We start from the raw sequence: 21,625 nt of genomic DNA, 5'->3' as shown, positions 1-21,625 counted from the left end.
GCAGCATGAACGCCAGACTCGACGCGACCCGGGTTGCGTCGATCCTCGCGCGGGTGGCGCAAGCCCGCCCGCGCGTGCATTGCCTGACCAACACGGTGGCGCAGAACGTCACCGCCAACATGCTGCTCGCCTTCGGCGCCATCCCCTCGATGGCTGTTCATCCAGACGAGGTCGCAGACGTCGCGGCCGCCGCCGGGGCGATCCTGATCAATCTCGGCACGATCAGCCCCGAGGGCGAGCGCGCCATCCCCAGGCTGCTGGAGCTGGCGCGGGCACAGGGCAAGCCGCTGGTGCTCGACCCGGTCTTCGTCGAGCTGTCGCCGCTGCGGATGCGGCTGGCGGAAGACATCCTGCGCCTGCCCGGCATCGTCGTTCGCGGCAATGGCGGCGAGATGCAGGCGCTCGCGCCCCTGCTTGCCGCGACGCCCGGCGCGACCCGCATCACCACCGGCGCGGTCGACAGGATCGAGGCGCCATCCGGCCTGTTCGAGATCGCGCATGGCCACCCGCTGATGACGAAGGTCACGGGGCTGGGCTGTGCATCGAGTGCGCTGGTCGCGGCCTGCTGCGCCGTCGAGCCTGATCCGGGCCTGGCGGCCGGCGCGGCGCTGACGGCGTTTGGCATCGCTGGCGAGATCGCGGCAGAGCGCAGCGCCGGACCCGGCAGCTTCGCGATGCATCTCATCGACGCGCTCGCGAGCCTCGACGAAGCGACACTGCTGACACGGATGGGCTGAGACCGATCCGGTCCGGCCGACAAGCCCCTTCCGCACCGGCCCCGAATCCCGCACAATCGCAGCCGATGCGGCTCTCCCTGTTCAAGCGCAAGCCCGATCCGGAGCGGATCGAGGTACCCCATGGCGGCATGCTCTATCCCGTCGCGGTCAAGCGCCGGGCGAGCGCGCGGCGGATGACGCTGCGCGTCTCGCAGGCCACCGGCGAGATCACCCTGACCCTGCCTGAGCGCGCCGATTTCGCCACCGGGCGGCTCTTCGCCGAGAACCATGGCGGCTGGATCGCGGCGCGGGTCGCCAAGCGCCCGCAGGGCGTGCCGTTCGAGCCCGGCCAGATGGTGCCGTTTCGCGGCAGGCCACACCGCATCGTGCATTGGTCGAAGGCGCGCGGCGTCACCCATGCGACGGTCGATCAGGACGGTCAGCCGATCCTCGCCGTCGCCGGTGAAGGCGCCCATGTCGCGCGCCGGATCAAGGATTTCCTGCGTCGCGCCGCGCTGGAGGATCTGGAGGAGGCGGTGCGCCGCCATACCGCCGCGCTCGGCATCCCCGCCCGCAAGATCACGATCCGCGACACCACGAGCCGCTGGGGCTCCTGCTCCTCGCAGGGGCATCTGAACTTCTCCTGGCGCCTGATCCTGGCCCCGCCTTTGGTGCTGGACTATCTCGCGGCCCATGAGGTCGCCCATCTCAAGGAGATGAACCATTCGCATCGCTTCTGGGCCCTGACCCACAAGCTCTGCCCGGGCACCGAGGAGGCCGAGGCCTGGCTCAAGCGCAACGGAGCGGGGCTGCACGCGTTCGGGTAGGCGTTGGGCCGCGACGCTATGAAATAGTGATCGTGACTGGCCCCTGGGCGAGAGCGTCGTCGATCCGCTTATAGATTTTGTTGAAGGTCGCTCGGCTGTTGCCGATGAAATTCTTCGACACCGTGTTGCCTACGAGAATGCAGCCTTCCGTATCGCCGGCCTTGTTGCCCCAATGGATCAGGATTCCGGTGAAGTCGGGGACATCGAGAAGCCGCGGCATCTTGCGCTTGAAGCGCGGCGATTCATTGATGATGACAGCGTAAGTGCCGGCCGGTATCGCCGAATTGGCATCGATCTTCTGCAGCGTGATCCGATCCTCGATCGTGTAGCAGAAGAACTTGCCGTTGATGCTTAATTTGCCAACGGTACTTGCCTGCGTCAGGATCGTTCGTTTCAACGTCATCTGCATGGTGGCCCATCACATCTGGAGAAGGCATCGCAGTGGGGCAGGATCAGTTAGGTCGTGCGCTCGCAGCTTGTCAATCGAGCCCGGGGCGCGCTAGCAGAGGCTGACCGGCGCCGGCCTGCCGCTCGGCAAACGACGCTCCGGAAAGCTTGGCGACCGCATGAAACTCCGCCCCGACACGTTGGCGATGACCGCCGTTCTGGCCATGCTGACGGCGCTCGGCCCGCTCTCGACCGATTTCTACCTGCCGTCGCTTCCCGACATCGTCAGGGTCATGCAGACCGATATTGCGGGCGCACAGGCGACGCTGTCGGCCTTCCTCTTCGGCTTCGCCGGCGGCCAGATTCTGTGGGGGCCGCTCTCCGACCGGCTTGGCCGCAAGCCGGTGCTGCTGACGGGGCTCGGCATCTTCATGGCGGCGACGCTGGCCTGTTCCTTCGCGCCGTCGATCGAGGCTCTGACCATGGCCCGCGCGGTCCAGGCGCTCGGCGCCTCCGGCCCGATCGTGCTCGGTCGCGCCATGGTGCGCGATCTCTATGAAGGGCCGCGCGCCGGTCGCGAACTCGCCCGCATGGGTATGATCATGGGGGTGGTGCCGGCGATCGCGCCGGTGCTCGGCGGCGTGCTGCAACAGGCCTTCGGCTGGCGCTCGACCTTCGTCGCCTCGCTGGTCTTTGCGGCGGCCATCGCGGCGGTGGTGGCGTTCCTGCTGCCCGAGACGATCCGGAGCCGCTCGCGCGAGCCGCTCTCCCTCATGGCGATCATCCGCGGCTTCGGCACGCTGTTGGAAAACCGCGCCTTCCGCGTCTATGTCGGGCTGACCGCGCTGGCCTATGGCGGGCTCTTCGCCTTCATCTCCGGCTCGTCCTTCGTGCTGATCGACATCCATGGCCTGACGCCGGTGCAGTATGGCTTCGCGTTCAGCTTCATGGTGCTCGGTTTCATCCTCGGCACGATCCTCGCCCAGCGCCTGGTCGGGAGGCGCGGCATGGACGGCGTGATCGCACTCGGCGTGCGTTGCCTGGCCGGGGGTGGGTTGATCATGCTGGTCTGCGTCGCCAGCGGTTTCGGCGGCGTGGTCGGGGTCGTCGTGCCGATGGCGCTCTATGCCTGCGGCGTCGGGCTGACCATGCCGCAGTCCCAGGCCTCGGCGATGATGCCCTTCCCCGACCGGGCCGGCGCCGCCTCGTCCTTCACCGGGCTCTGCCAGATGCTGTTCTCGGCCTGCGTCGGCCTTCTCGTCGGCCATGCGCTGAAGAGCGGGGCGCTGCCCTTGCCGCTGGTGATGTCGGCGATCGGCGTCGCGGCGCTCGTGCTGTTCAGGGCGAGTGCGGCAATCCGCGCTGCGAAGGCCTGACGATCAGCCGCCGAACAGCCGCTCCAGGAAGTTCTTCTCCTGCGGCGCCGGCGGAACCCAGGCACGGTCGCTGTCGGCCGTCTGGGTGCTGGCCGGCGGCCGCGCGCCGGCGACGGGTGCGCCGCCGTCGAAGATCGACTTCGGCGCGCCGTGCCAGAGACCGCCCGGCAGCGGCGCGGGCTGCATGCCGGCATGGGCCGCGCGCATGTACTTGGCCCAGATCTCGGCGGGCAGGCCGCTGCCGAAGACGCGCTTCATCGTGCTGTTGTCGTCATTGCCGAGCCAGACGGACGTCACCAGCCGCGCCGTGAAGCCGACGAACCAGGCGTCGCGGAAATCCTGCGTCGTGCCGGATTTGCCGCCGACCTCCCAGCCAGCGATGTTGGCCTTGCTGCCGGTGCCGCTGACCATGACCTCGTGGAACATGGCGTTGATCATCGACAGCGTCTGTGGCTGCACCACCGGCCCGAAGCCCGTGCCCTTGCGCGCATAGATCACCTTGCCCGACAGAGATTTCACCTCGCGGATGACATAGGGCAGCACGGCCTGCCCGCCATTGGCGAAGGTGGCATAGGCGGTGGTGAGCTCGACCGGGGTCACCTCGGAGGTACCCAGCGCCAGTGACGGGTTGGCCTGCAGCGCCGAGGAGATGCCCAGCCGCTGGGCCGTGCGCACCGCCTCGCGCGGCGTCACCTCCTGATTAAGCTTCACCGCGATGGTGTTGAGCGAATGCGCGAACGCCGTCTGCAGCGTCACCGGGCCACGATAGGTCCGGCTGTTGTTCTCCGGCGTCCAGCCCTTGATCGTCACCGGGGAATCGTCGCGGATCGTGTCCGGCGTCAGGCCATGTTCCAGCGCGGTGAGATAGATGAAGGGCTTGAAGGACGAGCCCGGCTGGCGCTTCGCCGCCGTGGCGCGGTTGAACTGGCTCTTGGTGTAGTCGCGCCCGCCGATCAGCGCGCGCAGCGCCCCGTCCGGTGCCATCGAGACCACCGCGCCCTGGCCGACGCCCTGCTTGGCGCCTTGCGCGTTCAGGGCCTCGACCAGGATCGTCTCGGCGGAGGCCTGCAACTTCGGATCGATCGTCGTCAGCACGGTGACGTCGCCCTCGACCGCGCCGATGAAGTCGTCGAGCACATCCATGACGTAGTCGGCGGCATAGTTGACCGAGCCGGCGCCGACGCGCTCGGAGGCTTCGGCGGGAGCAACCAGCGCCGTCTTGGCCGAGGCCTGCGAGATCAGCCCCTGATCCGCCATCGCCGCGATGACCAGCTGCGCCCGCTTCTCGGCGGCTTCGGGATTGCGGTTGGGCGCCAGACGCGAGGGGGCCTGCACCAGGCCGGCCAGCATCGCCGCCTCGGCGATCGTGACCGAGCGCGCCGACTTGTTGAAATAGCGTTGCGCGGCGGCCTCGACGCCATAGGCGCCCGAGCCGAAATAGACCCGGTTGAGATAGAGTTCGAGAATCTGGTCCTTGCTGTAGGTCCGCTCCAGCCACAGCGCCAGGATCGCCTCCTGGATCTTGCGCGCGGCGGTGCGCTCCTGCGTCAGGAACAGGTTCTTGGCGAGCTGCTGGGTCAGGGTCGAGCCGCCCTGGACGCCGCCGCTGCGGCGCAGATTGTTGACCATGGCGCGCGCCAGACCCACCGGGTCGATGCCGAAATGGTCGTAGAAGCGCCGGTCCTCGATCGCCACGAAGGCCTTGGGCAGGTAGGGCGGCACCTCGCCGATGGTGATGGTGCGCCCGCCGGTCTCGCCGCGATTGGCGAGAAGAGAGCCGTCGGCGGCCAGGATCGCGATGTTGGGCGGCCGCTTCGGCACCGTCAGCTGGTTGATCGGGGGCAATTGCGCCGCGTGATAGGCGATCAGCCCGCCGAGCCCGATGACGCCCCACAGGCCGAGCACCAGCGTCCAGTAGAACAACCCGCCCAAGAAGGAACGCCCGCGGCGGCCACGGCGCCGGCCACCACCCCCACCCCCGCTGCGCTTGTCGCGCCGGGGCGGCGCGTTACGCGGCTCCTGGCGCGGCGGGGCGCGGTGCCCACGGGCCGGGCGGTCGTCGTCTGACAGGCGCATGTCGAAATCGTCGCGGCTTTCGCCGCGTCCTTGTGCGAAGGAGGGCTCGCGCCGCTCAGCCCGTCTCGTCCGGTCGTTCATCCTGCCCCGTCACGCCGATCGCCACGATGATCCAGAAAACCTGATGTTCTGGAAACCTGCGGCCAAGGCTCCAGACAAGAGTGAAACATGGCGCTTTTAAGGGGCGGTTAAGCCTCGCGCGGCGCGAGACCCGTAAATTGCTCGCGGCAACGTGAACGCTTGCAATCCTGCAAGCTTCGCTCTGCCTCTCGTTTAGATTGCGCCGCCTGCGGCAATCCGTCATCAGGCTGGCAAGCCGAGGCCGCAAAGGCCAAGATGCCGCAAAGACATTTGGCAAAGGGAAACGCCGTCCCATGTCGACCTCCGGGTCGACCAACGACTTTGCTAGCAATCCGCACAGAAGAGACAGAAGAGAGAGACCGATGCCGACATTCACCTTCCTCGATCGTTATTCGCCCTACGCGCTGGGTCTCCTGCGTATCGTCGCGGCGCTGATCTTCATCGCCCATGGCACCCAGAAATTGTTTGGCTTCCCCATTGCGCCGGCCAGCGGCCTGCCGCCGATGTTCACCCTGTTCTGGTTCGGCGCGGTGCTTGAGGCGTTCGGCGGCCTTGCGATCCTGCTCGGCGTCTTCACGCGCCCGGTCGCCTTCATCCTGGCCGGCGAAATGGCCTATGCCTATTGGATGTTCCATGCGCCCAAGAGCCTCTATCCGTTGATCAACGGCGGCGATGCGGCGATCCTGTACTGCTTCGTCTTCCTCTATCTCGTCTTCGCCGGGGCGGGCGCCTTCAGCATCGACAACCGCAAGCGCGTCTGATCGCGAACAGGTTCGCCTGCCGCCATCGGCAGGGTGAAACGAGAAAAGCCCGCCATCCCCAAGGGGTGGCGGGCTTTTTGTCAGTCGTGGAGTCTTCTCAGACGGCGCCGGCAATCCAGCGCGACAGGTCGCTCTTGGGTGCGGCGCCGACCTTCTGCGAGGCCAGCTTGCCGTCCTTGAACAGCATCAGCGTCGGGATCGAGCGGATGCCGAACTGGGCGGGGATCGCCTGGTTCTCGTCGACATTCATCTTCACGATCTTGACCTTGCCGTTCATCTCGCCGGCGATCTCCTCGAGCGCCGGTCCGATCATCCGGCAGGGCCCGCACCATTCGGCCCAGAAATCCACCACGACCGGCTCAGCTGACTTGAGGACGTCGGCCTCGAAGCTCGCATCGGTCACTTTGGTCGTCGCCATGGCGTGTCGCCTTTCAATGATGTGTGGCGGCAGCGCCGCCTTCACCGCGCAAGCTATGAACGCACATGGCCTGGGTCAAGGCGCGTCCGATGCGGAGTCTGGTCTGTCCCCGGAGCATGCTTGCATCGCTCACGACCCGCCCGAGACGAGGCTTGCACCGACATTGATGCCGAGCGCGAGGATGCTGGTGTTGAAGAAAAAGGCCAGGATCGAGTGGACCAGCACGATCCCGCGGGCGCCGCGCGTGGTCACCGCGATGTCGGAGGTCTGCGAGGTGCAGCCGATCGTGTAGGCGAAGTACAGGAAGTCGACATAGTCGGGGTCGCGCTTGCCGGGAAAGTCGAGGCAGGGCTCGGTGGCGTCCTTGGCGTAGTAGGCGCCGGCATAGTGCATCGTGAAGAAGGCGTGCAGCACGGTCCAGGAGCACAGGATCGTGAAGCCGCCCAGCGCCAGATGCAGCCCGCGCTGGCCGGCGGCAAGACCGCCCAGCCCCGACAATTGCAGCCCGATGGCGGCGATGCTGGCGGTGGCCGCCAGACAGGCGATCACGAGGATCGCAAGCGCCCCCTCGTCCTGACGCTCGGCGCGAGCCTTGATCTGCTCCACGGTCTCGCCCAGCATCGTCGCCGAGAGCAGCGTGAGATACAGCACCGCTCCGGCGTCCCAGGCGATCATTAGCCGCGTCGTCCACTGCCAGTCTCCCGGCAGCAGCAGAGCCAGCGCAACGATGGCGCCAAGCGCGATCAGAAGCCGTGGCCGGACCATCAGCGAGCGCGGCAGAAATCTCACGAGGTTGGCTCCATCGCGTCGACCGTCTGGTGCTGGCCGAGGCGGGCGAGCACCGCATCGAGCTGCGCTGGGTCCGGCTCCAGACGCGTCAGGGTCGCGGTATAGACCAGCAGCGCCCGCACCCGCCGCCCCGGATAGATTTGCCCGATCAGCCTGCGATAGACCGCAAGCTGCGCTAGGGTGGACTCAGGGATCGCATCCGCGTCGCGCGGCGGGCGCGCCGTCGTCTTGAAATCGGCGATCACGATCTCCGTCGCGGAGATCGCCAGACGGTCGATCTGTCCGGAGACGGGGCGTCTATCGCCCGTGCTCAGCTCGATCAGGCCCGAGATCGGCACCTCCGCCAGCGAATCCCGTCCGAACAGCGCGGCCAGCGCCGGGTCGGCGAGCAGCGCCAGCGCGTCGGCGATGATGCTCGCGCGCCGCTCCGCGGTGACGTTGCCGGCGCGCGCCAGGCCCAGCGCCTGCGCCACCGGCTCGCGCTGATCGGGCGTGATCGCGGGCAGCATCTGCAGCAGGAGATGGGCGAAGCGCCCGGCTGCCGCCGCCGAGGCCAGGAAGGGGCCGTCCGCGGGCCGGTCGGGCGCATCGGCGGCGGCGAGCGCGCTGGAGGGCTTCAGCGGCGGGGCGGGCTCGTCCTCGCGCGGAGGCTGGGTCCACAGCCAGGCCGGCAAGGCCTCCGTCGGTGGCGCGGACTGGCGTTCGGGAACGTCCTGCGGGCGCGTCGACGAGGTCATGAAGCGCAGGATCGTGTCCTCGCCCTCGGTGATCTCGCGCAGCCCGGCATCGGTCGCCGCGAGGCCCGACGCGATCATCGCATACCAGCTGCCCTGCAGAGCCTCGCCCTTGGCCTGCGCCCCGCAGACGATCAGCCGGTCTTCCGCCCGAGTCATCGCGACATAGAGCAGCCGGTGATGCTCCTCCACCATCTGCGCGACGACGCGCGCCTTGGCGGCCGCCGTCGCGCCCGCATCCTCGGCGCTGGCCGGTGGCCAGATCGGTACGGCGGGCCGGCGCGGAGGTTCGATCGCCAGGATCTTCGGCAGGCGCTTGGCCCCGGGCTCCGGCGCGAGGTCGGCGAGAATGACGATCTTCGCCTCCAGCCCCTTGGCGCCGTGAACCGTCATGACGCGCACTTCGCCGGCGCTCGACGACAGGTCGCGCTTCACATCGGTCGCGGCACCCGCGATATGGGCCAGGAAGCCGGCAAGCGAGGGTCCGTAGCGGCGCTCATGGTCGAGCGCGGCAGACAGAAAGGCGTCGAGCGCATCGCCCGCCTCGGCGCCGAGCCGCGCCAGCGCGAGATTGCGCCCGCCGCCGGGGCCGAGCAGCCCGGCGAAGAATCGGAACGGCCCGCAGCGCGCGGCCTCCGTCGCATACGCCGCCAGTTGCTGCTCCACGGCGCCATAGCGCGGCTCGGTTTCGCCGGCCTGCCGCAAGGCCGCGCGCAGCGAACCCGTCCGACCGGGCGCCAGCCGCAGCAGGTCGTCGTCGTCGAGCCCGATCAGCGGCGTCTTCAGCGCAGTCGCGAGCGTCAGATCGTCATCGGGCAGCAGCAGCGTCTGGCCGAGCACGACGAGGTCCTCGACCGCCGGATGCTCCGCCAGCGTCAGCCGGTCGCGTCCGGTGACGGGCACACCCGCATCCTTCAGTGCCTTGACGATGCTCTCGAACAGCGCCCCGCGCTGGCGCAGCAGGATCATCACATCGCCCGGTGCGAAGGGATGGCCGAGATCGTCGACGCCGCGTCGCGTCCAGCCGGCGAGCGTGGCCGCGATGCGCTGTGCCAGCTTCGCCGTGCCGCTGCGCCGCCCTGGCGCATCGACCGGCGTCGTCCAGGCATCGGGCGGCTCGGCTGTGTCGTTGGCGCAGAGCGGCCAGAGATCGACGCAGCCGGCGGCACTGCGGCGCACGGTGTCGTGGATCTCCGGCCGGTCGGAGCCGTCGAAGACCAGCCCGCGCGCATGCTCGGGCACGGCGAAGACCGCATCGACCGCCGCCATGATGTCGGGCGCCGAGCGGAAGGAGGTGTTCAGGCTGATCGGCTCGAAGCGCTGCTGCGCCTCCTCGATGCGCTGTCCCAGTTCCCGCCGCTGCTGGTTGAAGGCGGCGGGCGCGGCGCCCTGGAAACCGTAGATCGACTGCTTCTCGTCGCCGACGACGAAGACCGTGCGTGGCTTCCCGATCTCCTCGCGCCCGCCGGCCCCGGCGCTGAACTCCTCGGCGAGCTTGCGCAGGATCGCCCATTGCGCCTCGCTGGTGTCCTGCGCCTCGTCGAGCAGGATGTGGTCTATTCCCGCATCGAGCTTGTAGAGCACCCAGGCCGCCTCGACCCGCGTCAGGAGCGAGCGCGTCCGGGCGATCTGGTCGTCATAGTCGAGCAGCGAGCGCTGGCTCTTCTGGCGCTGATAGGAGGCGAGCATCCGCGTCACCAGCAGCGCCAGCGCGTGGCTGCGGTCGCGGATCGCGATGGCGTTGAGCTGGTCGATCGCCCGGCAGAGCGTCGAGGCCAGCGTGTCGAGCGTTGCAAGCAACGCGCCCTCGAAGGCCGATTTCCCCTTGCCTGTGATGTTGCTGTTGACCGTGCCGGCCTCGGTCAGGAAGCCGCACCGGCAGAACGCCACCGGCTCGCCGTCATCGGCGCGGGCCAGCAGGGTGCGCAGCGTCGCGGCAAAATTCTGCCGCGTCTGGCTGCCGCCCGCCAACGCCTCGACCAGCGCGCCGAGCCCGTCGATATCAGCGAGATCGTCGCGGAAACGCGCCTTCACGCTGTCGCCGTCGAGATCGGCCGCGATGCCCAGCACCGCAGCGATGCCCTGCCGCATTTCTTCGGGATCGCGAGCGCGGCCATCCGCATCGTTGAACAAAGCGCGCTGGCGCAGCGCCTCCTGCATCATCGCCTCAAAAGTGTCCTGCGCCGCCTGCCGGGCGAGCAGGTCGAGCGCGCGGGCTTCAGTGCCATCGGGCGCTGCCGCGACGATCGCCAGCAGCTCTCGCCTCGCCTCGCGCAGCATCTCGGCCTGGGCGAGATCGTCGGCGACCTCGAAGCGCGGCGGCACATTGGCCTCGAACGGGGCCGATTGCAGCACGCGGGTGCAGAAGGCGTGGATCGTCTCGATCCTCAGGCCACCCGGCGTCTCCAGCGCCCGGGCGAACAGCCGCCGCGCATCCGCCCGCTGCGCGAGCGACGGCGCCGCGTCGGTGAGCTTCGTCAAGGCGGCGATCAGCTCGTCCTCGCTCATCGTCGCCCAGGCGCTCAGCGCCGCGAACACCCGGTTCGCCATATTGGCGGCGGCGGCCTTGGTATAGGTGATGCAGAGCAGCCGCCCGGGCGGGACGCCGTCGAGCAGCAGCCGCAGCACCCGGTTGGCCAGCACATGCGTCTTGCCGGAGCCGGCATTGGCCGAGACCCAGGCGCTGAGGCGCGGGTTGGCCGCCAGCGACTGGCGCTGGTTCGTCAGGGCCGGGACGATCCAGCCGTCCTTCATGCCTCGCCCCCCTCATCGCCGTCGGAGGCGGCGGACCATTCCTTGACCCGCGCGAGATGGTCGTAAGCGGAGGCATAGCGGATATAGTCCGGCGCGCGCCGCGAGACATAAGCCTCGCGCCCGCTCCTCAGCGCATCGAGATGCTCCAGCAGCCGTTCCAGATGGCGGGCGGCGACATCGGCCAGCGACTCCCCGCCGAAGTCCAGCGGCTTGTCCTTCGTCCAGCCCTTCGGGTCGTGATGCAGCTTGAGATAGAGCAGCGCCTCGACCGGCGTCGGCCCGGCCAGCGGCGGGAAGCCCGCCCGTGCCGCGAGCTCGGCCTCCAGCGTCAATTGCGGTGCGAAACCCTTCTCGACCTGCGCCTTGCTCGGCGGCGCGCCTGTCTTGAAGTCGATGATGCGCAAGGCGCCGGCCCGCGTCAGCTCGACCCGGTCGGCCCGGCCGCTCAGGCGGAACGAGGAACCGTCGGCCAGGGTGAAGTCCGCGCCTGTGCCGAGCTCGACGCCGATCCGCGCGATGTCGCCGCGACGGTTCCCCTCCCAGGCGATGAAATAGCCCGCCGTGATCACGAAGCGCGGCCACCAGAACGCCCGCACCTCCGGCGTGTCCGCGAAGGCCTGGAACTTCTCTTCGGCGATCGCGATCAGCCTCCCGAGCGCGTCAGCCGGCAATTGCTCGGGATAGGTCCGGGCGAAGGTCTCGACGATGTCGTGCAGCAGGCTGCCGCGATCCTGCGCCGTGGGGTCCTCGATCAGGGCCTGGAGTGCGTCGAGCTTCAGGATCCGGCGGGCATGGATCTGGTAGGGGTCGCGATACAGCGTCTCGACATCGGTGACGCTGAGCATGCGCGGCTGCAGTGCCCGCGGCGGTCGCGGCGCCGGACGGGCCACCGGGCGGACATCGGCAGGGGCGGAAAGGGCCGCCGCCATCTGCGTCAAGCGCGCCCCGCGACGCAGCGCCTGCGCCCAGACAGGCTCCGGCGTCACGGCCTTGAGCCGCTGCCAGAAGCGCGAGGCGATGGTCTCGGCCTCGCCGGCCTTGCGGGCCCGGGTCAGCGTGACCTGCCCGGCGCCCAGCGCCATGACGAAATCATGCGCGGTCTGGCCGATGCGCCGTTCCGGTGGCGACAGGCCGAGCTCCGTCCGCATCGGCCGGTTGATGAAGGAATCCGTTTTCGTCTCCGGCGGCCAGACCGTCTCGTTCAGCCCACCCAGCACGACATGGTCGGCCTCCAGCAGGCGGGCTTCGAGCAGGCCCCAGATCTTGACGCGCGGATGGCCGCCGCCGCTGCGCCGCACCACGCGCTCGGCCAGGAGCCCGTCGAGGATCGCAACGAAATCCGGCGGCCGCCCGCCCGCCGGCATGTCGGGCTGCGCGGCGGCGAGATCGTCGAACAGGCCCGACAGCGCCTCGCCATCGGGACCCGCGAAGGCGCAAACGTTGCCCTCCTCGTCGCGGCTCACCGCCTCGATCGCGGCTTTCGCGGCTTGGGTCACCCGATCGAGATCGGGTTCATGCAGGAACAGCGCTTCCAGCAAAGGCGCCAGAGCCCCGCCGAGCCCGTTAAGGACATCAGTGGCCGCAGCCTCGTCGCTGTCGTCGAGCCGCCGGCGCGGACGCGGCGCATGGGGCGCGGCCTTCAGCTCCGCCCATTGCGCCAGGCCCTCATGCAGCCCGGCCAGGCCCTTGCCGACGGAAACGCCGCGCCACAGCCCGATCTCGAGCGCCGAGGCCCCGTGTTCGACCTGTTCGCGCGGAAACCCGAGCCGGCAGAGCGGATGCGCCAGCAGCGGCACCAGCGTGGCCGGCGTCATCTGCGCCAGCGCCGCCTCCAGGATCAGCCGCAGCAGCGAGCCCGCCGGCCAGCGCGCCAGCGGCAGGCCGGCGGAATCGTCGACCTCGACGCCCCAGCGCTTCAATTCGACCGTGACGCGCTCGGCCAGGCCGCGATCGGGCGTGATCAGCGCCGCCTGTCGGCCGGGCTCCTCCAGCGTCTCGCGCAGGGAAAGCGCGACCGCGAGTGCCTCCTGCCGCTCGTCGCCGGTCTCGACGAGGCGCAGATCCCGGAAGCCGAGCCCGGCCTCGCTGTCGTCGAGACGCTCGCGCAGATCGGCCCAGCTTTGCGTGACCGAGGCTGGCAGCAAAGCCTCGCGCAGCAGCCGCGAGCGTGCGGCGCGCGGCGCGTCCGCCTCGGCCAGAACCCGCACATCGGCGCGGGTCGCCTGCAGCGTGTCGAGCAGGTGGTGCAGCGCCGCCTGCGGGTGCGAGGGCGCGGGCTCGCCGGTGATCGCGTCCCAGGCCGGCTGGGCTAAGTCGAGATCGAGGCCGGGCAGCACCACGGCCCCGTTCGGCAGGCGTGCGATCGCCGCCAGCAGCCTTGCCGTCGCGGGCACCGTGCCGGTCGAGCCGGCGGCGATGATCGGCCCGCTCGCCTCGCCTGCCAGCAGCCTTTCGCGCTCGGCCGCCAGCATGCGGTTGCGGAAATCGGCCGTGTCGCAGGCGCCGCGCTCGGCCAGGATGGTCGGCCAGGCTTCGCCGAGAATGGCGAGGAAGCTGGCATTGAGCTGCCAGATCCGGTCGAAGCGCGCGGCATCGAGCGTCCCCAGTCGCTCGACGGCGACGCCCTCCGTCTGCAACTGGTCGAGCAGGGCCGCGAGATCGCCGGCCAGCCCATAGGCCTCGGCCAACGTCGCCGGCACCAGCGAAGGCTCGGACGGATCGAGCCTGAGATGGCTGCGGTTGGCTGTTTTGCCCCAGGCATCGACCAGCCGGGTCAGGATCATGCGCCGCGCCAGCGGCTCGATAGGCGCGGTGCGCTCCCGTGCGAAGGCGCCAGTTCCGATCAGCGCCGTCTCGGCCTCGTCGACATCGCCGAGCGGCATGATGCGGGGCAGCAGCAGCGGCCGGCCGCCGAGCCTCTCCGACAGGCAGGCGGCAAAGGCGCGCGCCGCGCGCCGCGTCGGCAAATAGAGCGTCGTCCGCGCCATCGCGGCCGGATCGTCGGGGTCGTGGATCCTTCCGAAGCGGCCTTCGACCATCGCCTGCGCCAGCGCCGCCAGGAACGGGGCGCCGGCGGGAATGGTGAAGAGGTTGAGCTCAGGCATGGGCCTCTGTCGCTGCCGCCAAAGCGGCTTCGGTGAAGGCGGCTTCGGCGGGGGCGATCGCCTCGGGCGTGCCGACATGCAGCCATTGGCCTTCGAGCAGGAGTCCGTGCAGCCGCCGCGCCGTGATCGCCCGGTCGAACAGCAGGTTGAGCGAGAACGGCCCCTCGGGGGTGTTCGCAAACAGCTCGGGCTTCATGATGGCGACGCCGGCATAGACGTAAGGTGCGCTCTCCGCGCTGCCGCGACGCGTCAGCAGTCCGTCATCGGCGCGGAAGAAATCGCCGCGTCCATCGAAGCCGACACTGCCCTCGCGGCGCGCGAGCAGGAGCAGCATGTCCATGGCGGCGCCATCCCACGCCTCCACCATCGCGCTCATGTTGGAGCGCCCCGTCTCGCTCCAGAGCGAATCCGAATTGACGTGGAAGAACGGCTCGCGGCCGAGCAAGAGCAGCGCCTTTTTCACGCCGCCGCCGGTCTCCAGAAGCAGCGCCCGCTCGTCCGAAATCGTCACGCGCGGGTTGGTCCGGGAGGCGACATGCGCCTCGATCTGCCCGGCGAGGTGATGGACGTTGACCACCGCCTCGGTGACGCCGGCCTGGGCGAGCCGGTCGAGCGCATGGTCGAGCATCGGCTTGCCGCCGATCGCCACCAGTGGCTTGGGCAGCGTGTCGGTGATCGGACGCATGCGCTGGCCGAGACCCGCCGCCAGCACCATGGCCCGGCGGATCGATGTCGGGGCGGCTGTCGTCACGCGAATCTCCAGAGCAGGGTCGGTCCGGCGATCCATAGCGCGTCATGGTCGGGCTTGTCCCGACGATCCACGTCGTATCGGCGTTGGGCTCGAGACACGCTCGGAAATGTCACGCCGAAAGTTGGGAGCTCTGTGAAGCGGACGCATGTGCCCGTGCCTGCAGTTCACGGCCGAGCCGCCAGATGGTGAGGAACCCACGCGCTATATACCTCGGCCCAAATCGCCCTTTCGCCATCGCTCTCGCCAAATCGTGGCAGGCCACCTGATCTCCCTTCGCGCAGGCCTGATCGAGTAGCGCATAGGCAGTGGCGCGCCCACGTGCCGTTCTGTCGAATGTCAGTTTGAGGTCCGCCAGGCGACGCGTGGCTTGCGGCAATCCGCGCGCGACGCCCATCTTCAGGATGTCTTCGGCCGAGGCGGGTCTCCGTGCATGCGAGCAAGGCGCGCTCTGCCCAGTAGAGCCGCGTCGGAACCACCCTCGCAGGCCCGCCGATACCATTCATCCGCCTGCCGCGAATCGAACGGCGTTCCGGTCCCGGTCTCATAGGCCCAGCCGATCGCCGCCATGCTCCAGACCGAGCCGCCCTGCGCGAGATTGAGAAACGCGTCGAAAGCCCGCTTCGGATCAAGATCCCAGAGATCATGGGCGCGTCTCAGCCGCTCTGGATCGGATTCGCGCTCGAAGATGGCGTCACTGTTCGCCCCGGCATTTCGAAGTGTAGCCAGCTCGTTTTCTACTCTCTCGATCCAGCCCGGATCCGCCGACCCAATCAGATATCGGCACAGAAGGCATTTCATTGCCGCTCGCCCATGGCGCCACGTGAGAGACGGATATTACACGGCTCTTCGAGGAACGCATATGGCGCAGGAGTGCGCCGTCTTCACTCCACCGCAAACAGCGACGGCAGATGCGCCTGGTACCAGCCCCTGAGCTCTTCCAGCGCCGGGTGCTCCAGATTGCGGCGAAGATAGGCCTCGATGCGGGGCAGGTGCTTGAGATAGGCCGGCTTGCCGTCGCGTTTGTCGAGGCGCGCGAAGATGCCGGCGATCTTGGTGTTGCGCTGCGTGCCGAGGATCGCATAGGCGCGGGCGAAACCGGCGAGGTCGAAGGCGGGGTCGTCGCTGCGCCGTGCCTTGCCATAGGCGGCGAGCAATCGCAGTTCGAGCCCGGCCGGCACGTCGATACGCGCATCCTGCCCAAGCGAGGCGAGGTCATAGGCGGGATGGCCGATCACCGCGTCCTGGAAGTCGATCAGCCCGACCCTGGCATGGCCGCCACGCCCGGGCAGCCAGATCAGGTTGGGCGAATGGAAGTCACGCAGCGTCCAGGTGCCCGGTGCGTCCAGGATCTCGTCGAAGAGCCGATTCCAGATCCGCGTGAACTCGGCCTGCGTCACGGCCGGCAGGGTGACGCCGGCGATATGGGGCGCATACCATTCCAGGATCAGCTCGGTCTCGATCGCCAGCGCGCCGCGATCGTAATCGGGCACGACATGGTCGCGGCCCTCAGTCACCGGCAGGATCGTCGGCAGGGTGTGGCGGTGCAGATCGGCGAGCAGCAACGCGGCCGCCTCGTAGCGTTCGGCGATCGGCTCGCCGCCGTCGATGACGCCTTCAGCTCCGAGATCCTCGATCAGCAGAAGCCCGGTCGACAGGTCCTGCGCGTAGATCTCAGGCGCCGAATAGCCCAGCGAATGCAGGCCGCGATCCATCGCCACGAAGGCGTCGACGGTCTCGGCCAGATGCGCGATGGCGCTATAGGGCTTGCCGAGCCGGATCGCCGGCCCGTCGGGGCGTGGCGGTGAAATCATCAGCACCGCGCTCGTGCCGTCGGCCCGGGTCAGCCGCTCATAGGCCCGGCTCGATGCGTCGCCCTGCATGTAGTCGCGCCGCGCCGTACCCCAGCCCGCCTCGTCGATCAGCCGCCGCGTCGCGATGGCGATCGAAAGCCGCTGGCGCCAGAGCACGCCGCCGGAGAGATCGGCGATGCGGCCGGTCTCGGGATTTTCTGGGTCGACGTCGAGCACGATATCGAGCCGGCGCCCGCCGGGCAGTCGCGTGCCGGCGCGGTCGGGCCATTCGACCAGCGTGATCAGCTGGTCCAGATCCTCGACCAGGCCGATATCGTCCAGCTCGTCGGGCGAGCGGACGCGGTAGAGATCGGCATGGAGCACGCTCCCGCGCGGCGTCTCGTAGCTCTGGACCAGGGTGAAGGTCGGGCTCGGCGCCTCCAGCGCCGGATCATCGGCGAGTTCGCGCAGGATCGCGCGCGCCAGCAGCGACTTGCCGGCACCGAGATGGCCCGACAGCGCGACGATGTCGCCCGGCCTCAGGATCGCGGCGAGATCGGCGGCGAGGCGCAGCGTCGCGGCCTCGTCGCTCAGAACCAGCCGATGCGGGCCGGAGCGGCGGGACTCCTCGCTCATTCGGCCGCGTCCGACATGCGCGCGCCCTCCGACGGGAACACCGCCGTGACCCGCGTGCCGCGTCCTGGCGCCGAGTCGAGTTCGACATGGCCGCCATGGAGCTCGACGATCGAGCGCACGATCGAGAGGCCCAGCCCGACGCCGCGATGGGTGGACCCCAGCGAATGGCTTTCGAAACGGTCGAACACCTTCTCCTTGACCTCGGCGGGGATGCCGCGGCCCTGGTCGGCGACGGTGATGCTGACGTCATCGCCGCGGCGCGCGGCGCTGACCGTGATGGTCTGGCCCGGCGACGAGAAGCCGATCGCGTTGGAGATCAGGTTGAACAGCACCTGCCGCAGCCGCTTGCCGTCGGCGCGCAGCGGCCCGGTCTGCGGGGCGATCTCGACCTTGAGCTCGAGCTTGCTGTCGGTCAGCCGGTCATGCAGCCCCGCCGCCGCCTGGGCGATGGTCGCGGCGACGTCGACCTCCTCGATCTCCAGCGTCAGCGCGCCGTTGTCGATGGTGGCGAGGTCGAGGATGTCGTTGATGATCGCGAGCAGGGCGCCCGACGAGCGCACGATATGCGAGGCGTAGTCGCGCTGCTTGTCGTTGAGCGCGCCGATCGCCTCCGTGCCCAGCAACTGGGCAAAGCCGATGATGTTGGTCAAAGGCGAGCGCAGCTCGTAGGAGACGTGATGGACGAAATCCTCGCGCAGCCGCGAGATCGTCTCCAGCGCATCGTTCTTCTCGGTCAGGGCGCGCTCGACATTCACGCTGGCCGTCACGTCGGCAAACGAGATCAGCGTCGCGCCGTCGGGCAGCGGGGCGGCCGCGCAGTCGAGCACGGTGCCATCGCGCCGCTCCATCCGGCAGCCATAGTCCTCGCGCGCGTCCCGCACGCCGGTGATGACGCTGTGCAACTCGCTCCAGATCTCGTCCTGCGGGAACAGCGGCCGGCACAGCCGCACCACCTCGTCGATATGCGGAGCAGCAGCCGCGAGATCGGCTTGGATCTTCCAGTATTGCGCAAAGGCGGGGTTGGACAGCTTGAGACGCCCGTCCGAGCCGAACACGGCGACGCCCTCGCGTAGCGAGTCGAGCGTCTCGCGCTGGGTGCGGGAGAGGGCGTTGAAGCGCGATTCCAGCGTGAAGCGCTCGGTCACGTCATCGAGCAGATAGGTGACGCCGCCCTGCGGATTGGGGCTCGCCACGACATGAATGGTGCGCCCGTCGGGCAGATACCACCAATCCTCGTTGGCGCGCGTCGAGGTGTAGGCGGCCTGGACTCCGGCCTTCCAGCTCCGGTAGTCGCCGAACTCCGGCAGGCGCCGCTCGGAGCGCAGCCTGTCGAGGATCTCGCCGTCGCGCGGATTGCCGTCAAGGAAACCCGGATCGAGCGACCACAGCGTCTCGAAGCCGGGATTGCGGTAGACCAGCCGCTGCGAGGCGTCGAACACCGCGACCGCCGTCTTCAGCCGGTCGAGCGTGCGCACATGCGCATCCATCTGCCGCTGCAGATCGGCCCGCACCGCCTCGAGCTCGCTCATATCGGTGGCGATGCCGGCAAAACCCATCGGCGTCGGCAATTCCAGGATGTCGAGCGTCCGGCGCTGGCCGGCGACGATCGCCGGCGCGCGCGCCGAGAAGGGCTGGCCTTCGCGCCGGGCCCTGGAGGCACCTTCGCGCTCGCTGCGGTCGAGCAGTTCGAGCCCGTTCCGGACCGCCTCGATGCCATCGGCCGCCTCGACGGCCCGGGCATAGGCGGCGTTGCACCAGGTCAGGCGCCCCTCCGGGTTGCGCGTCCAGGCCGGTTGCGGCAGGCCGGTGAGCAGCCCTGCCAGGGCCTTGTGGTCCGTGCTGACCCGCTCCAGCTCGGCGCGCAGCGCCAGGACCTGGGCGCGTTCCCCGCTGACCTCGCGCAGGCGGATGACGGCGCGGCCCGCGACGGGCCGGCCCTCGGCATCCACGAATGGCCCTGACTTGCTGCGCAGGGTAAAGCCGAAGGCCTCGCCGCGCTCCTTCAGCGCGTCTGTCGCCAGTTCGAGCTTCTTGCGTTCGGCGGGGGGCGCCCAGGCGCCATAGGCGAGGGCGAGCGTCGCGCCGGGCGCGCCGAGAAAGCCGCTATCGCCCTCGAAGACCGGCTCGGCATTGCGGCCGTTCCAGCTGACGACCACCTGAGCGTCGGCTGCGAGCAGGGCCGAGAGCCGGTCCTGCTGTCCGCGCGCGGCCTCGAGTTCACGCGCCAGCGCGGCCTCGCGGCGGTGCCAGCGGGCCCGTTCGCGGACATAGACCAGCGACGTCGTCGCGGCGAAGACGGTCAGGCCCGCCAGGACGAGCGACAGCGCGCCGGTGCTGAACAAGTCGGGATGCATTTTGGCGAACAGGTCGCTCTGCGCAAAGGCCACGGTTGGTCCCTGGCTGGCAGCAAGAGCCGGCAGAAGCGCGTGACGGTGCCAGCCAACTCTGCCCTGTTCTCGTCGGATCGACCGTCCCATCCTGCGTCCGTGTTCCCCGAGGGCGGCGCAGGGCCGCCAAAAATGCCAGTACAAGAAGCAATGCCGGTCTGAGAAAGCGGGTCCGCTGCACACGAGGCCCTGAATCGAACGGCACCACGCCGTCCGGGAAGGCCACCTCGAGGGCACCCGACGCACGCCTGCCACGACACCGATCACCATGTATCGATCCGGTTCCCGCAGCGACGCTGCATCCGAATCAGTGCCACTCTACTCATCCGCTGAGTCCGGCAGGAAGTGCTTAATCGACGGTAAATCCGGCGAATTTTCGGGGGGGCCGGCATGATCGCGGTGGCGATCAAGCCATAGCGGTCGCGATGCCTGCGAGGTCTATTAGTAGTGGATGATGCCGAAAAGACTCGCAGTCCGACGAACGAAAAAAGGCCCGGCGCGAACGCCGGGCCTTCCTGATTCCGACGATGCCGGATGTCAGTAGCGGTAGAGCTCGGGCTTGAACGGGCCGGTCGGGGCCAGGCCCAGATACTTGGACTGCGCATCGTTGAGCACGGTCAGCTTGGCGCCGACCTTGGCCAGATGCAGCGCCGCGACCTTCTCGTCGAGATGCTTGGGCAGCGTGTAGACCTTGTTCTCGTATTTGGCGTGGTGGTTCCAGAGTTCGATCTGGGCCAGCGTCTGGTTCGAGAACGAGCAGGACATCACGAAGGACGGGTGGCCGGTGGCGTTGCCGAGGTTCACCAGGCGGCCTTCCGAGAGCAGGATGATGCGCTTGCCGTCGGGGAACTCGATCTCGTCGACCTGCGGCTTGACGTTGTCCCACTTGAAGTTCTTCAGGCCGGCGACCTGAATCTCCGAGTCGAAATGGCCGATGTTGCAGACGATGGCGCGGTGCTTCATCGCGCGCATGTGGTCGACGGTGATGACGTCGAGGTTGCCGGTGGCGGTCACGAAGATGTCGGCGCGCGGAGCGGCGTCCTCCATGGTGACGACCTCATAGCCCTCCATCGCCGCCTGCAGCGCGCAGATCGGATCGATTTCGGTGACGAGGACGCGGCAGCCGGCCTGGCGCAGCGAGGCGGCCGAGCCCTTGCCGACGTCGCCATAACCGGCGACGACCGCGACCTTGCCCGACATCATGACGTCGGTGCCGCGACGCACCGCATCGACCAGCGACTCGCGGCAGCCATAGAGGTTGTCGAACTTCGACTTGGTGACGCTATCGTTGACGTTGATCGCCGGGAAGGGCATGCGGCCGGCCTTGGCCAGGTCGTAGAGGCGATGCACGCCCGTGGTGGTCTCTTCCGAGACGCCCTTGATCGCGGCGCGGGTCTTGGTGAACCAGCCCGGATTGGCCTTCAGCTCGCGCTTGATCAGCGCGAAGAAGATGGTCTCTTCGTCATTGCCCGGCTTGTCCAGAAACTCGGCCTTGCCCGCTTCGGCCTCGGCGCCGAGGATGATCAGCATGGTCAGGTCGCCGCCATCGTCGAGGATCATGTTGGGCGTGCCGCCGTCGCCCCAGCTCGCGGTCTTGAGCACGTATTCCCAGTACTCTTCCAGCGTCTCGCCCTTGATGGCGAAGACCGGAACGCCGCTGGCCGCGATCGCGGCGGCGGCGTGGTCCTGGGTCGAGAAGATGTTGCAGGACGACCAGCGCACATCGGCGCCGAGTTCCTTCAGCGTCTCGATCAGCACGGCGGTCTGGATGGTCATGTGCAGGCAGCCGGCGATGCGGGCGCCCTTGAGCGGGAACTTGCCCTTGTGCTCTTCGCGGATGGCCATCAGGCCCGGCATCTCGTCCTGGGCCATGTTGATTTCCTTGCGGCCGTAATCCGCGAGGCTGATGTCCTTGACGATGTAATCGGTCTTCGACACGGGGCGTGCTCCACTGCTGGTTCTATGAATGACGCGCGGGTCTTTAGCAGTGCGGTCGCGTCAACGCAATCAAAGATATAAAGATGTCTTTATATCTAAT

15 protein-coding genes are annotated in these 21,625 nt (G+C 68.6%); 4 read left to right on the top strand and 11 right to left on the bottom strand.

Translation table 11 applies throughout. The features are described from left to right. The first annotated feature begins 5 nt into the window (after positions 1 to 5). Both AE618_RS16945 and AE618_RS16940 read left to right on the top strand, forming a co-directional pair. Positions 6 to 737 (top strand): hydroxyethylthiazole kinase, encoded by a 732-nt coding sequence (locus AE618_RS16945; protein WP_054210484.1) that lies wholly within the window; start codon positions 6 to 8, stop codon positions 735 to 737. Positions 738 to 802: 65 nt separating this feature from the next. Then, positions 803 to 1,543 (top strand): M48 family metallopeptidase, encoded by a 741-nt coding sequence (locus tag AE618_RS16940; RefSeq protein ID WP_054210245.1) that lies wholly within the window; start codon positions 803 to 805, stop codon positions 1,541 to 1,543. 16 nt (positions 1,544 to 1,559) lie between these two features. On the opposite strand, the gene AE618_RS16935 is transcribed toward AE618_RS16940, so the two are convergent. Further along, a complete protein-coding gene (locus AE618_RS16935; protein ID WP_054210244.1) occupies positions 1,560 to 1,952 on the bottom strand; it encodes a DUF5675 family protein in 393 nt (130 codons plus the stop codon). Positions 1,953 to 2,109: 157 nt separating this feature from the next. Between AE618_RS16935 and AE618_RS16930 the strand changes: the two genes are divergently transcribed. Beyond that, positions 2,110 to 3,306 (top strand): multidrug effflux MFS transporter, encoded by a 1,197-nt coding sequence (locus AE618_RS16930; protein ID WP_054210243.1) that lies wholly within the window; start codon positions 2,110 to 2,112, stop codon positions 3,304 to 3,306. A 3-nt stretch (positions 3,307 to 3,309) separates the two neighbouring features. Here AE618_RS16930 and AE618_RS16925 read toward each other — a convergent pair whose 3' ends face one another. Beyond that, the gene (locus tag AE618_RS16925) at positions 3,310 to 5,463 is read right to left on the bottom strand and encodes a transglycosylase domain-containing protein (protein ID WP_054210242.1); all 2,154 of its coding nucleotides are present in this window, start codon (positions 5,461 to 5,463) and stop codon (positions 3,310 to 3,312) included. Positions 5,464 to 5,825: 362 nt separating this feature from the next. Here AE618_RS16925 and AE618_RS16920 point away from each other — a divergent pair, with 362 nt between their 5' ends. Beyond that, positions 5,826 to 6,224 carry a DoxX family protein gene (locus AE618_RS16920; protein ID WP_054210241.1) on the top strand — a complete coding sequence of 133 codons (399 nt, stop codon included), beginning with the start codon at positions 5,826 to 5,828 and terminating at the stop codon, positions 6,222 to 6,224. Positions 6,225 to 6,321: 97 nt separating this feature from the next. Here AE618_RS16920 and trxA read toward each other — a convergent pair whose 3' ends face one another. The 9 genes from trxA to ahcY all read right to left on the bottom strand — a co-directional run bounded on the left by trxA (position 6,322) and on the right by ahcY (position 21,525). Further along, positions 6,322 to 6,642, bottom strand: a complete 321-nt coding sequence (gene trxA, locus AE618_RS16915; protein ID WP_054210240.1) for a thioredoxin — start codon at positions 6,640 to 6,642, stop codon at positions 6,322 to 6,324. Positions 6,643 to 6,771: 129 nt separating this feature from the next. Then, complete coding sequence (locus tag AE618_RS16910; RefSeq protein WP_054210239.1) at positions 6,772 to 7,431, bottom strand: DUF1345 domain-containing protein; 660 nt, start codon at positions 7,429 to 7,431, stop codon at positions 6,772 to 6,774. Further along, positions 7,428 to 10,919, bottom strand: coding sequence for a double-strand break repair helicase AddA (addA, locus tag AE618_RS16905; protein WP_054210238.1), 3,492 nt, complete (start codon positions 10,917 to 10,919; stop codon positions 7,428 to 7,430). The genes AE618_RS16910 and addA overlap by 4 nt, the downstream gene beginning before the upstream one ends. Next, the gene (gene addB, locus AE618_RS16900; protein WP_054210237.1) at positions 10,916 to 14,023 is read right to left on the bottom strand and encodes a double-strand break repair protein AddB; all 3,108 of its coding nucleotides are present in this window, start codon (positions 14,021 to 14,023) and stop codon (positions 10,916 to 10,918) included. The genes addA and addB overlap by 4 nt, the downstream gene beginning before the upstream one ends. Next, a complete protein-coding gene (locus AE618_RS16895; protein ID WP_248310936.1) occupies positions 14,016 to 14,738 on the bottom strand; it encodes a nucleotidyltransferase family protein in 723 nt (240 codons plus the stop codon). The genes addB and AE618_RS16895 overlap by 8 nt, the downstream gene beginning before the upstream one ends. A 432-nt stretch (positions 14,739 to 15,170) precedes the next feature. Next, positions 15,171 to 15,572, bottom strand: a complete 402-nt coding sequence (locus AE618_RS16890; protein WP_054210235.1) for a sel1 repeat family protein — start codon at positions 15,570 to 15,572, stop codon at positions 15,171 to 15,173. Between the two features lie 83 nt (positions 15,573 to 15,655). After that, positions 15,656 to 17,200, bottom strand: coding sequence for a tRNA (adenosine(37)-N6)-threonylcarbamoyltransferase complex ATPase subunit type 1 TsaE (tsaE, locus tag AE618_RS16885; RefSeq protein WP_054210234.1), 1,545 nt, complete (start codon positions 17,198 to 17,200; stop codon positions 15,656 to 15,658). Then, a complete protein-coding gene (locus AE618_RS16880; protein ID WP_248310912.1) occupies positions 17,197 to 19,587 on the bottom strand; it encodes a sensor histidine kinase in 2,391 nt (796 codons plus the stop codon). The genes tsaE and AE618_RS16880 overlap by 4 nt, the downstream gene beginning before the upstream one ends. Positions 19,588 to 20,124: 537 nt before the next feature. Next, entirely contained in the window at positions 20,125 to 21,525 is a 1,401-nt protein-coding gene (gene ahcY / locus AE618_RS16875) for an adenosylhomocysteinase (RefSeq protein ID WP_054210233.1), read from the bottom strand. Positions 21,526 to 21,625: the final 100 nt, after the last annotated feature.

The sequence above is a fragment of the Allobosea vaviloviae genome (genome assembly GCF_001298265.1).
Lineage (GTDB): Bacteria > Pseudomonadota > Alphaproteobacteria > Rhizobiales > Beijerinckiaceae > Allobosea > Allobosea vaviloviae_B.
The sequence above is the reverse complement of the archived record's forward strand: the minus strand, read 5'-3'. Positions and strand labels throughout refer to the sequence as shown.

Coding starts and splice junctions, on each gene's coding strand:
- AE618_RS16930 (WP_054210243.1), top strand. CDS start 2,110: ATGAAACTCCGCCCCGACACGTTGGCGATGACCGCCGTTCTGGCCATG.
- AE618_RS16935 (WP_054210244.1), bottom strand. CDS start 1,952: ATGCAGATGACGTTGAAACGAACGATCCTGACGCAGGCAAGTACCGTT.
- AE618_RS16890 (WP_054210235.1), bottom strand. CDS start 15,572: ATGAAATGCCTTCTGTGCCGATATCTGATTGGGTCGGCGGATCCGGGC.
- addB (WP_054210237.1), bottom strand. CDS start 14,023: ATGCCTGAGCTCAACCTCTTCACCATTCCCGCCGGCGCCCCGTTCCTG.
- AE618_RS16925 (WP_054210242.1), bottom strand. CDS start 5,463: ATGAACGACCGGACGAGACGGGCTGAGCGGCGCGAGCCCTCCTTCGCA.
- AE618_RS16945 (WP_054210484.1), top strand. CDS start 6: ATGAACGCCAGACTCGACGCGACCCGGGTTGCGTCGATCCTCGCGCGG.
- AE618_RS16920 (WP_054210241.1), top strand. CDS start 5,826: ATGCCGACATTCACCTTCCTCGATCGTTATTCGCCCTACGCGCTGGGT.
- addA (WP_054210238.1), bottom strand. CDS start 10,919: ATGAAGGACGGCTGGATCGTCCCGGCCCTGACGAACCAGCGCCAGTCG.
- tsaE (WP_054210234.1), bottom strand. CDS start 17,200: ATGAGCGAGGAGTCCCGCCGCTCCGGCCCGCATCGGCTGGTTCTGAGC.
- trxA (WP_054210240.1), bottom strand. CDS start 6,642: ATGGCGACGACCAAAGTGACCGATGCGAGCTTCGAGGCCGACGTCCTC.
- AE618_RS16895 (WP_248310936.1), bottom strand. CDS start 14,738: ATGGTGCTGGCGGCGGGTCTCGGCCAGCGCATGCGTCCGATCACCGAC.
- AE618_RS16940 (WP_054210245.1), top strand. CDS start 803: ATGCGGCTCTCCCTGTTCAAGCGCAAGCCCGATCCGGAGCGGATCGAG.